At 69.6% G+C, this 11,015-nt stretch carries 10 protein-coding genes; 1 reads left to right on the forward strand and 9 read right to left on the reverse strand.

The window, feature by feature from the left end; all coding sequences use genetic code 11:
- Positions 1 to 67: 67 nt before the first annotated feature.
- From H1D24_RS24080 to H1D24_RS24090, 3 genes are read right to left on the reverse strand one after another with little or no spacing between them, the layout of a single operon-like run.
- Positions 68 to 898 carry an HAD family hydrolase gene (locus H1D24_RS24080; protein ID WP_181659746.1) on the reverse strand — a complete coding sequence of 277 codons (831 nt, stop codon included), beginning with the start codon at positions 896 to 898 and terminating at the stop codon, positions 68 to 70.
- On the reverse strand, positions 898 to 3,390 hold the full coding sequence (locus tag H1D24_RS24085; protein ID WP_181659747.1) for a phosphoribosyltransferase: 2,493 nt from the start codon (positions 3,388 to 3,390) through the stop codon (positions 898 to 900). The genes H1D24_RS24080 and H1D24_RS24085 overlap by 1 nt, the downstream gene beginning before the upstream one ends.
- A 3-nt stretch (positions 3,391 to 3,393) precedes the next feature.
- On the reverse strand, positions 3,394 to 4,575 hold the full coding sequence (locus H1D24_RS24090) for an HpcH/HpaI aldolase/citrate lyase family protein (protein ID WP_181659748.1): 1,182 nt from the start codon (positions 4,573 to 4,575) through the stop codon (positions 3,394 to 3,396).
- Positions 4,576 to 4,762: 187 nt separating this feature from the next.
- Here H1D24_RS24090 and H1D24_RS24095 point away from each other — a divergent pair, with 187 nt between their 5' ends.
- Positions 4,763 to 5,629 (forward strand): TerD family protein, encoded by an 867-nt coding sequence (locus H1D24_RS24095; RefSeq protein ID WP_181659749.1) that lies wholly within the window; start codon positions 4,763 to 4,765, stop codon positions 5,627 to 5,629.
- A 305-nt stretch (positions 5,630 to 5,934) separates the two neighbouring features.
- Here H1D24_RS24095 and H1D24_RS24100 read toward each other — a convergent pair whose 3' ends face one another.
- The 6 genes from H1D24_RS24100 to H1D24_RS24125 all read right to left on the reverse strand — a co-directional run bounded on the left by H1D24_RS24100 (position 5,935) and on the right by H1D24_RS24125 (position 10,677).
- Complete coding sequence (locus H1D24_RS24100) at positions 5,935 to 6,678, reverse strand: TerD family protein (RefSeq protein ID WP_181659750.1); 744 nt, start codon at positions 6,676 to 6,678, stop codon at positions 5,935 to 5,937.
- Between the two features lie 218 nt (positions 6,679 to 6,896).
- Entirely contained in the window at positions 6,897 to 8,045 is a 1,149-nt protein-coding gene (locus H1D24_RS24105) for a DUF475 domain-containing protein (protein WP_181659751.1), read from the reverse strand.
- An 85-nt stretch (positions 8,046 to 8,130) separates the two neighbouring features.
- On the reverse strand, positions 8,131 to 8,706 hold the full coding sequence (locus H1D24_RS24110; RefSeq protein ID WP_181659850.1) for a TerD family protein: 576 nt from the start codon (positions 8,704 to 8,706) through the stop codon (positions 8,131 to 8,133).
- Between the two features lie 173 nt (positions 8,707 to 8,879).
- Complete coding sequence (locus tag H1D24_RS24115; RefSeq protein ID WP_067270746.1) at positions 8,880 to 9,455, reverse strand: TerD family protein; 576 nt, start codon at positions 9,453 to 9,455, stop codon at positions 8,880 to 8,882.
- Between the two features lie 167 nt (positions 9,456 to 9,622).
- Complete coding sequence (locus H1D24_RS24120; RefSeq protein WP_181659851.1) at positions 9,623 to 10,081, reverse strand: peroxiredoxin; 459 nt, start codon at positions 10,079 to 10,081, stop codon at positions 9,623 to 9,625.
- A 158-nt stretch (positions 10,082 to 10,239) separates the two neighbouring features.
- On the reverse strand, positions 10,240 to 10,677 hold the full coding sequence (locus H1D24_RS24125) for a DUF3052 domain-containing protein (protein ID WP_181659752.1): 438 nt from the start codon (positions 10,675 to 10,677) through the stop codon (positions 10,240 to 10,242).
- Positions 10,678 to 11,015 lie beyond the last annotated feature (338 nt).

Here is an 11,015-nt window from a genome sequence, read left to right on the forward strand (position 1 = left end):
CGGGCAAAGAGAACCTCAGGCACCGTTCGAAGAGATACGAAGAGACCCTCAGGCACCGAAGAGAGCCTCAGACCTCTCCGTCGCCCGCAGCGGCCCCAACGACCCCCGCAGCGAACCGCCGCAGGATCTCCTCACCCGCGGCGACCCCCCGCTCCGCGAGAGCGGTGATCCCGGGTGCCGTCCAGCCGGTGTCCGCGAGTTCGCCGTGGCCGGGGCGCCAGGCCCGGTCGGCGGCGAGCAGGAGGTCGGCGTCGAGGAGGGAGTCCCCGGCTGCAAGGGTGAGTTCGGCGCCGGTGCGGCGGGCGAGCTCGTACACCGCGGCACTCTTGGTGAGCGGCTTCGGCACGGCGTAGATCTTGCGGCCCTGGAGGGAGACGGTCCAGCCCTTGCCGTCGGCCCAGTCGGCGAGCTCCTTGACCCAGCCCTCGGGGAGCAGGTCCCGCTCGACGACGAGATAGGCGAAGAGGTCCTCCGCGACGCGCTCCTTGCGCAACCAGGACGCGTCGGCGGTGGCGAGCATGTGGGCGCGAACCTCGTCGAGCGAGGCGCACTCGTCGGCGAGCCGGGCATCGACCTGCCGCCGCCAGTCGCGGTCGGAGACGCCGTCGACGAGCAGATGGCCGCCGTTGGCGCAGATCGCGTACCGCGGCTGCGGGCCGGGGAGGCGGATGCGGCCGTACTGCTTGCGGGTGCGGGTGGTGGTCGGGACGACGACGGCCGTGCGGGACAGCTCGGCGAGGAGACCGGCAGCCGTCTCCGTCATGTACGACAGGGGCTTGCTCTCGTGGACCTCGACGCAGAGCAGCCGCGGTGCCTCGGCGTCGGGCATGCCGAGGGCGAGCGCCGCGCTGGAGTAGATGAGCGTGCGGTCGAGGTCGCTGGCGACGAGCACCGTCATCAGTTGCTCACCGCCTTGCCGTCGGCGCCCGTGGCGCCCCGTGTGTACTTGGGGTGGATCAACCCCACGCAGCTGTACGGGAGTTCTGACACTTCCTCCACCGGGACGCCGCGTTGTTCGGCCAGCAGCCTCACATGGTCGAGGTCGGCGCCCGCACCGCTGTGGGCGAGGATCTTCCAGGGGACGCGGCGCAGCAGCACGCGCGTCGTCTCGCCGACCCCCGGCTTGACGAGGTTCACGTCGTGGATCCCGTACTCCTCGCTGATCCGCTCGACGGCGGCCCAGCCCTCCCAGGTGGGGGCCCGATCCGCGGAGAGCAGCTCCTTGACCTGCGATTCCACGGCGTCGGCGACCTCGTCGAAGCGGGCCGCGACGACGTCCAGGAAGGCGCCCGAGACGTCCGCGTCCGCGAGCTCCCGATAGAACTTCGCGCCGTGGTAGTCGTCCGCGCCGACCAGGTCGGCGCGGAGCACGGTGCGCGATATCAGGCCGGAGACCGTGGAGTTGAGGCACGCGGAGGGGATGAGGAAGTCCTCGCGGGTGCCGTAGGTGCGGACGCACGAGCCGGGGTCGGCGAGCACGGCGATCTCCGGGTCGAACCCGCTGACCCCCTCCGCCTTCTCGAACTCCACCAGGGCCTGGGCGAGTTCCCGTGTGATGGCTCCCTTGCCGGTCCAGCCGTCCACGAAGACGACGTCGGCCGGGTCGTGGTGGGCGGCCAGCCAGCGCAAGGCGTTGGCGTCGATGCCGCGTCCGCGCACGATGGAGACGGCGTAGTGGTGCAGATCGAGGCCGTGGCGGTGCTGGGCCCAGCGGCGCATCAGTACGCCGACGGGCGTGCCGGCCCGGGCGAGCGAGACCAGCACGGGGCGGGGTGACCGCTCGGCGAGCACGGTCTCCGTCACGACGCCGACCGCCTGTGCGATACGGGTGGCCGAGGCCTCCAGGGCGGCGTGGAAGAGCTCCTGGTACGCGGGGCTCGGCTGGTACTCCACGGGCAGCGACTCGGCGTAGTGCGCGCCGCCGCTCTGGATGGCCTCCTCGCGCTCCTCCGTCGGCGCCTCGAGCGGGGCGTCCGAGAGGTCCTGGAGCAGCCAGCCGACCTCGTCGGGTGCGTACGAGGAGAAGGCCGGGCCGCGGAGGGGCTCTGGCAGCATGGAGTGCCTTTCGGTGGCGCGCGGGCGCCCGGGGGCGCGCGACGGAACGTACGCGGCGGCGTACGACGGGACGTAGGACGGGACGACGGCCAGCACGACGTGCGGGGCGTGCGCGGCGAGCTGCGCCAGCAGGCCGTCAGGCGCGTGCAGTTCGGGGGTGTCGGCCGCGGAGTCGACGACGGCGACGACGGCGTCGAAGCCCGCCCCCGCGACGTTGTAGGCGTAGCGCTCGCCGGGTCCGTCGTCCGGGGCGTCGTGGGCGGGGAAGACGATGCGGCTGCGTATCGCATAGCCGGGGTCGTCGACCGCCAGGACGGGTGAGCGGGTCGTCGTGGAGTACCGGACGTCGGCCTCCAGGGTGCGCTCCAGCTCCCCGGCCAGCCGGAGAGGCGCGTACATCAGCTCCTCGAAGCCGAGGACGAGGACGCGCCGGGCGTCGCCGGGCAGGGCGGCGGCAATAGGTTCCGCCATGGCGGGCAGGGCGTGCTCCAGGCGCTCGCGGTGCGCGGGCGTGAAGCCGTGGCGTCCGCCGTCGGGCACGTCCTGCGGCCAGTGCAGCTCGACGCGCGTGGCCGCCGCAGCAGCCCCTGCGGCCCGGACGCCCTGCTGCTGCGCCGACTCGTACGCGGCGACCAGCTCCTGGCCCTTCTGCAGCACCCCCTCCGGGAGCCGCACCGTCCCGCTCGCCGCCGTCACGAGGTCCACGCGCGCGTCGATCTCGCGGGCGAACTCGTCGAGGCGTCCCTGGTCGGCGGTCGAGCGCATGTCGACGAGGGCCACGATCACGTACCGCTCGCGCGGGTAGCGGCCGTGGAGGGCGCGGATGGTGTTGAGCACCGTGTTCCCGGTGGAGAACTCGTCGTCCACCAGCACCAGGGGGCCGTCGCCCGCGAGCAGCGTGGGGTCCTCGGGCAGCAGCAGATGCGAGGTGGCGTGCGAGTGCGACTCCTCGAAGCCGCCGGCCTGCGCTACTCCCGGCACGGAGCGCCGCGTCGAGTGCAGATACGAGGCGAGCCCCACGCCGTCGGCGACCGAGTGGCCGAGCCCGGTGGCCGTCTCCGCGTACCCGAGGACCACGGCGCGCCCTGCCTCGTCGGCGCCGAGCAGCTCCCGCACCCGCTCGCCGAGCTCGAACCCCTGGCCGTACACCACCGCCGGCGACTGCGGCACATGCTTGCCCAGGACGTTCGACACGAGCAGATGCGCCCGCTTGGGGTTGCGCCGCAGCGCGAGACCCAGCAGGTCGTGCAGCTTCTCGTCGCCCTCGAGCTCGACACCGAGCCGCTGGGCGACCCACGTCCCGGACCACACCACGTTGTTCACAGTTCCTTGCATTCCTCAGTCGACCAGACCGGCGGTGAGCAGCTCGACGAAGCTGACATCCTCCTTGACGACGCCGAAGACCTCGGCGCGCTGCATGGTGCGCTCGGCCCATGCGCGGTGCGGCTTCACCTCGTTCATCTTGTTCGTGTACGCGGACCGCATGACGCCTCCGCCGCACCGCTCGGGCCGCAGGATGTCCTGTGCGTCGCTGAACTCCTCATGGCTGACGACCGACAGCGCGTGCACGGGCAGCACGTGCGACGGGTGGATGCAGGTCTTGCCGAGCAGGCCGTTGGCGTGGTCGAGGGCGATCTCGCGGAGCAGGCCGTCCATGTCGTGCTCGATGAGCGTCTCGCGCAGGTCCTCCGCGCGGCCCTCGAGGAAGGGGCTGCGGCGCAGCTGGGGCTTGAACATGCGTTCCTGGACCCGGAAGTACTCCCACACCGGTCCCGTCACCGTGAAACCCGTGCCGTCGGCCCGGCCCAGCAGATTGACCACGTCGGCGATCACGGAGGCCACGATCCGCACGTCGTACGCGGTCATGTCGGGCGACCTGCGCAGCCCGTACGCCGAGCAGAAGTCGGTGACGCCGAGCCGCAGCGCGAGCACGCGCTCCCGGTACTTGTCGACGGTGCGGAAGATGCCCGTCAGCGTTTCTACGCGCGTTTCCAGGTGCAGAAGCTCAGGCGACTCCAGCACGGGCATCGCGAAGAGCCGGAGCCCGCTCGCGGCCTCCGTCGCGGCGATCGCCTCGAGAAAGGGCACGCCGCGCTCCTCGGTGAACTTGGGCAGCACGAAGCCGGACACCAGCCGGGCCGCGGCACCGAGGCGCTGAACGAGGTTCGGGATCTGCTCGGGGGCGCGGACCCGGACGAACAGGAGCGGCAGCTCCTGGTCCCCGGCCACTACGGTGGGGCGCTCCGCGAGGTCGCTGAACTGACGTACGAGGTTCTCCTCGGCGTCCCGGACATCCGCGTCGCCGATCGAGTCTTCGAGGCACACCACCATGGAGACGACACCCCGGCCGGCCTGCTTGACGATGTCGTCGGCCAGGCGTGGTCTGGTCGCCGGGCTGTACAGGGTCGCGCCGAGGGCCACGGAGAGGATCCGCGCCGGAGAGCCGGCAGTGAAGTCGCACGGCTCCTGGTGGAAGAGGCGCTGACGCACCTCAGGGGCGATGTGCCCGAAATGACGCATGTGACTCCCCGTATCGCCAAGGTGGCTCGTTGATGGTGGCCGGTAATAGTACGTAGACATCCGTGTCAGAGGTTCCCGCCGGCCATGAAATTCAGGTAACCCGCCCATGTCGGAAGTGCGCAAGACGAAAGTCGGCCCTGGGAACCCCGCGTTGTCCCCACCCGTACCGGGAGGGCAGGATGACCGCATGACGCACGCGATGCTGAAGGGCTCGAACGTCCCGATCAAGGCCACGGCGGTGCGCGCCGTGCTGCGCTGGACCCCGGGCCAGGGTGTCCCGGACGTGGACGCGTCGGCGCTGCTGCTGGGGCCCGACGGCCGCGTGCGGTCCGACGAGGACTTCGTCTTCTACAACCAGCCCCGCCACCCCTCGGGCAAGGTCTGGCGGCTCGGCAAGAAGCGCGTGACCGAGGGCCTGACGGACACGATCCAGACGGACCTGGCGGGGATGGCCGCCGAAGTGAGCCGGGTGCTGCTCGTGGCGTCGGCGGACGATGTGTCCTTCGACCAGATCCGGGCGCTGCGCATACTGCTGCACGACGCCGCCGACGCGGACGGTGAGCCGCTCGCGTACTTCGACGTCAAGCCGGAGACGGGTGCGGAGACCGCGCTGATCTGCGGCGAGCTCTACCGGCGCGGGGACGGGTGGAAGTTCCGCGCGCTGGGCGAGGGCTATTCGAACGGGCTCGTGGGGCTGGCCACGGATTTCGGTATCTCCGTGGACGAGTCGGAGGGTGCAGGCGAGGCCGAGCCGGACGCTCCGGCGTCGCTGCCGCTGCCGCCGGAGCAGACGACTGTGCAGCCGGCGGCCACGCAGCCTGCAGCGGCGCCGACGGCAGCACAGCCGACGGCCCAGCCCGGATACGGCTATCCGCCGCAGGCACCCGCTTCTGTGCCTGCGGCGGAACCTGCGTACGGCTATCCCGGCCCCACGGCCGCTCAGCCCGCGGCCGCGCAGCCAGGGCCCGCATACGGCTATCCGCAGCCGATCGCCCCCATGCCGGATCCGAACTTCAGGCTGCCGCCGCAGGGTCCGCAGTTCCTCGGCCGGTGAGCGGCCGGGCCCCTCTCAGCCGTTTACGGCCCCCGGGCGCAGGCCGTACGGAACGCGCCCGCCGTCGTGGGTTGCGCCCGCCCTCCTCCAAGCTCTCGGCTTCTCCCCCAGCCAACGCTGGGAGGTGCCCCCAGAGCAGGGGGACCCCCATCGCCCTGCATAACGCCTGCCCACAACAGTGACCCCGTCGGCCCGCAGCTGCAGACAGGGGGCGCGGCCCCGACCCACAGAGGTGCGCGCGCGGCCACGCGCGGCCGCAGCCCGGCGGCGTACGGCACGCCCTCCCGGCCTCCCAGCGGAGCGCCTCAGCGGCCGCCCGTCTTCGTCTTGTACCCCCGCCCCCACTGCAGCCCCCACCCGTAGAGCCGGTCCAGCTCCGCCTGGAAGCCGTAGACGAACTTCACCTCGCGGCGCACGATGAGCTCGCCCTTGATGTTCTCGATGGACACCACGGCGCAGGAGCGGGCCTGGGGCGCCCGCTCGTCGAGGCTGATCTCGATCCGGGGCCCGTTGTTGGGGTAGAGCGTCACCTTGGCGTGCGTACGGTCGAAGGCTGGGGTCTGGTCGTAGATGTAGACGAAGACGAGCAGACGCTTGATGGACTCGCGGTGGTCCAGATTGACGTAGATCGTCTCGCCCGACGGGGAGCCGAACCGGTCGTCGCCGCTGAGCTTCACGAACGGCGGGGCGTTGAGGGCGCCGAAGAAACTGCCGAGCGGCTGCACCACCCCCTTGTCCCCGTCCATCAGCTCGTACAGGCAGCCGATGTCGAGGTCCACATTGACCACACCCTGGGTGTGTGCCTGCACCACATCGGGCTTGAACAGTTTGAACGGATGCCGCAGGCTGCCGCTCCCCCGCGGCTTGCCGTGGATGTCCGACGTACGCATCTGCCAGGACAGATTGATGCGCAGATTGCCGGTTGCCGCGCCCTGCTGGGTGAGCGAGACCGACGGGTTCCGCTTGGTGAGTTCGATGGAGTTGCTCGCCGCGCTGCCCGACTCGAACTGCATCGAGCGACCGCGCCACAGACCGTCCCAGAAGGACATACCGCCCCCCACGTCCTATGCGCCTCATACGCATGTGCGCCTCGTACACATGACCGCGGGGCGGCCACGAGGACTCGTCCTCGATGGCCGCCCCGCACTGAGCGTTCCTCACTCCGGACCCGGTCACACCCGGAAACCGGACAAGCCCCGGCCGCTGCGAGCCGGATCAGACCCGGGCCGCTGCCCGTCGGATCAGACCCGGGCCGATGCCAGTCGGATCAGACCCCGGACGAGACCTCGGCCTTGTCGTCCGAGGCCTCAGCTTTTCCCTCGGCCGCCGCCAGAGCCCGGTTGCGGCGCACCGACGACCAGAAGGACCAGCCGATCAGAACGACACCGACGAGGCCGGTGATGACCTCGTTGATCTCGTACTGAATGGTCACGAGGAGGATCACGGCGAGGGCACCGATCGCGTAGTGCGCGCCGTGCTCCAGGAAGACGTAGTCGTCGAGGGTGCCCTGGCGGACCAGGTAGACGGTGAGCGACCGGACGTACATGGCGCCGATACCGAGGCCGAGCGCCATCAGCACGATGTCGTTGGTGATCGCGAAGGCGCCGATGACGCCGTCGAAGGAGAAGGACGCGTCCAGGACCTCGAGATAGAGGAACATGAAGAACGCGGCCTTGCCGGCCAGCTTGACGGCCGAGACGGGCTTGCCGGCGCGCTTGGCCTTTTCCTCCTCCTCGTGCTCGCGCTCCTCCTCTTCCTCGAGCCTGTCCTCGAAGAAGCCGGAGAGTCCGCCGACGACGAGATAGGTGATCAGACCCGCGATGCCGGAGAGCATCACGGTCTCCGCCTTGTCGACGTGCGCGCCGCCGTGCTGGTGGGCATGGGTCGCGAAGGTCATCGCGGTGATCATCAGAACGATCAGGGCGATGCAGACCGACAGCATGTCGATCTTGCCGAGCTTGGCCAGCGGTCGCTCCAGCCAGCCCAGCCACTTGATGTCACGGTCCTCGAAGATGAAGTCGAGGAAGATCATCAGCAGGAACATGCCACCGAAGGCGGCGATCGACGGGTGGGCGTCGGTCACCAGCTCCTGGTAGCGGTCCTTGTCGGTCAGTGCGAGGTTGACCGCGTCGATCGGACCGATCTTGGCGCTGACAGCGACGATCACGACGGGGAAGACCAGCCGCATGCCGAAGACGGCGATGAGGATGCCGATCGTGAGGAAGATCTTCTGCCAGAAGGCACTCATCTTCTTCAGGATTCCGGCGTTGACCACTGCGTTGTCGAAGGACAGCGAGATCTCGAGGATGGACAGGATCGCCACGATCCCGAACGCGGTCCATCCCCCGTAGAACACCGCTGCGACCAAGCCGAGCGCGGTGACCGCGAACGACCAGCCGAAGGTTTTCAGAACCACTGGCTACCCAATCGTGTGTTGGGGGGTTACCCCGGGCTACCCCCGGACGAAATCCGGAGAGGGTCTCCCCCCGCCGTACCCGGCTTTACGAGACGTTGACCCCAAAGTCTAGAGCGATGCCCCGAAGGCCCGACGCGTACCCTTGCCCCACGGCCCGGAACTTCCATTCGCCGCCGTACCGGTAGAGCTCGCCGAAGATCATCGCCGTCTCCGTGGAGGCGTCCTCGCTGAGGTCGTAGCGCGCGAGCTCCTGGCCGTCCGCCTGGTTGACGACGCGGATGAAGGCGTTGCTGACCTGGCCGAAGGTCTGCCCGCGGTTGTCCGCCTCGTGGATCGAGACGGGGAAGATGATCTTGTCGCAGCCGGCCGGCACCGTGGAGAGGTCCACCAGGATCGACTCGTCGTCGCCGTCGCCCTCACCGGTCAGGTTGTCGCCGGTGTGCTCGACCGAGCCGTCCGGGCTCTTGAGCTGGTTGTAGAAGATGAACCACTCGTCGCCCAGCACGCGGCCGCCGCTGCACAGCAGGGCGCTGGCGTCGAGGTCGAAGGGGGCTCCGGTGGTGGAGCGTGCGTCCCAGCCCAGCCCGATCATCACCTTCGTGAGGTTCGGTGCGGCCTTGGAGAGGGAGACATTGCCCCCCTTGGCTAGCGTGACGCCCATGATCTGGTCCTCCCCGAGCTGCTGCATGTACCGGGCGGCGTGACATCGGCGGCCGTCCGCCGCAGGCCCCCCGCACCCCCGGCCGGGGGTGGTTGCTGATCGCTTGAGTTTCCCAAGCCGTCCGGCGCCGCACTCGGTGTGCGGCGCCGGTCGGGAAAGCAGACGGGCCTGGCTCAGACGTTCACGCCGAAGTCCTGCGCGATGCCGCGCAGGCCCGACGCATAGCCCTGGCCGATGGCCCGGAACTTCCACTCCGCGCCGTGGCGGTAGAGCTCGCCGAAGACCATCGCGGTCTCCGTGGAGGCGTCCTCGGAGAGGTCGTACCGCGCGATCTCCGCGCCGCCCGCCTGGTTGACCACGCGGATGAAGGCGTTGCGCACCTGGCCGAACGACTGCTGGCGGTTCTCGGCGTCGTAGATGGACACCGGGAACACGATCTTGGTGACATCGGCCGGCACGCCGGCGAGGTTCACCTTGATCTGCTCGTCGTCGCCCTCGCCCTCACCGGTGAGGTTGTCGCCGGTGTGCTCCACGGAGCCGTCGGCGCTCTTGAGGTTGTTGAAGAAGACGAAGTCCTGATCGTTTCGGACCTTGCCGTCCTCCTTCGTCAGGATGGCGCTGGCGTCCAGGTCGAAGTCCGTACCGGTGGTGGTACGGACGTCCCAGCCCAGGCCGACCATGACCGCCGTCAGGCCCGGCGCCTCCTTGGTCAGCGATACGTTGCCGCCCTTGCTGAGGCTGACTCCCACGAGTCCTCCCAATGGTGTTCAGGGGCGGGGAGCCCCCGTCGTGCGTTGGCATCGGATCAACGAGTGGATCCTAGTGACGGGTTCCCGGCCTCCGCAGGCCCTGAGCCCTGACAATCAGGGTGTCGGGCACGAGACGCGGGGGCCGGGACATGCGGGCCGAGGATTCGTCAGAGGGTCTCGAGAGCCTTCACGTACTCGTTCAGGTCGCGGGCGTCCGGCAGACCGTTGACGACGGTCCAGCGCACCACACCCTCCTTGTCGATGATGAAGGTGCCGCGCACCGCGCAGCCCTTCTCCTCGTCGAAGACGCCGTACGCGCGCGAGACCTCGCCGTGCGGCCAGAAGTCGGACAGCAGCGGGTAGTCCAGGCCCTCCTTCTCACCGAAGACGCGCAGCGTGAACGGGGAGTCGTTGGAGACGGCCAGCAGCTGGACGTCGTCGTTGACGAACGTCGGCAGCTCGTCGCGCAGGGCGCACAGCTCGCCGGTGCACACGCCCGTGAAAGCGAACGGGTAGAAGAGCAGCACCACGTTCTTCTCGCCACGGAAGTCGGAGAGCTTCACGGCCTGGCCGTGGTTGTCCTTGAGCTCGAAGTCCGGGGCCTTGGTGCCGACCTCGATCGCCATAGTCACGCATCCCTTCCATGGGGCTGTTCGGATGACGCCCACCCTACGCAGTGGCCCGTGCACCGCGATGCGCGAGGCCCCCGCCCGACGTGCGTCGGTGGGGGCCTCGCGGCGGCCGTGCCCGGCCCGGCAGGGCGAGCTGCCGGGCCGGGACCGGTTCAGCGCTTCTTGGCCGCCGCCTTGGGCGTGACCAGACGGCTGCAGATCCAGTCCTTGCCGACGCTGACGCTCTTGGTCTGGGACAGACCCGCGGTCTGCGCGGCCTCGTTGATGTCGCTCGCCTCGACATAGCCGTCACGGCCGGTCTTCGGCGTCATCAGCAGCACCGGAGACCCCTCGTCGATCAGCGTGGTGGCGTCGACCAGCGCGTCGGTCAGGTCGCCGTCGTCCTCGCGGAACCACAGCAGCACGACATCCGCGACGTCGTCGTAGTCCTCGTCCACGAGCTCGCCGCCGATGACTTCCTCAATGGCCTCGCGGAGCTCCTGGTCGACGTCATCGTCGTAGCCGATCTCCTGGACCACCTGCTCGGGCTGGAACCCCAGCCTCGCGGCAGGGTTAGTCCGCTCCTCCGCGTGGTCCGCGGTCGCGCTCACGGGTTGCCTCCTGATCATGTTTCCTATGGGGGTTTCCCCCGGCTCCGGCGGAGCCCTGGGGGAAGTCTTCCAGCCACGCGCGTGCGCGAAGCATTGGCCGTAGTCCACACGGGCCGGACGGATCGCGCAAGTACCCGGCCCCCGAGACCGCCGAAACGGTGACGTTCCCGGCCGTCTCGCCGCAACTCCAGGCGGGAAATCGCGCCATCCGGACGACCCGTGGCCCACTGTTCTGTCCGAGTTTGCCAACTTCGCCCCCACGAGTGCCAGAGAGGGCCGAACTCCGTTACGGATCTGGGGGCACCTCCCAGGCCCTTGAGGCACTGGGGGAGGCGCAG

It is taken from the genome of Streptomyces himalayensis subsp. himalayensis, from assembly GCF_013778455.1.
Taxonomy (GTDB): domain Bacteria; phylum Actinomycetota; class Actinomycetes; order Streptomycetales; family Streptomycetaceae; genus Streptomyces; species Streptomyces himalayensis.

Excerpts from the sequence above, each read along its gene's own strand:
- H1D24_RS24080 (WP_181659746.1), bottom strand. The coding sequence starts at position 898 with ATGACGGTGCTCGTCGCCAGCGACCTCGACCGCACGCTCATCTACTCC.
- H1D24_RS24085 (WP_181659747.1), bottom strand. The coding sequence starts at position 3,390 with ATGCAAGGAACTGTGAACAACGTGGTGTGGTCCGGGACGTGGGTCGCC.
- H1D24_RS24090 (WP_181659748.1), bottom strand. The coding sequence starts at position 4,575 with ATGCGTCATTTCGGGCACATCGCCCCTGAGGTGCGTCAGCGCCTCTTC.
- H1D24_RS24095 (WP_181659749.1), top strand. The coding sequence starts at position 4,763 with ATGACGCACGCGATGCTGAAGGGCTCGAACGTCCCGATCAAGGCCACG.
- H1D24_RS24100 (WP_181659750.1), bottom strand. The coding sequence starts at position 6,678 with ATGTCCTTCTGGGACGGTCTGTGGCGCGGTCGCTCGATGCAGTTCGAG.
- H1D24_RS24110 (WP_181659850.1), bottom strand. The coding sequence starts at position 8,706 with ATGGGCGTCACGCTAGCCAAGGGGGGCAATGTCTCCCTCTCCAAGGCC.
- H1D24_RS24120 (WP_181659851.1), bottom strand. The coding sequence starts at position 10,081 with ATGGCGATCGAGGTCGGCACCAAGGCCCCGGACTTCGAGCTCAAGGAC.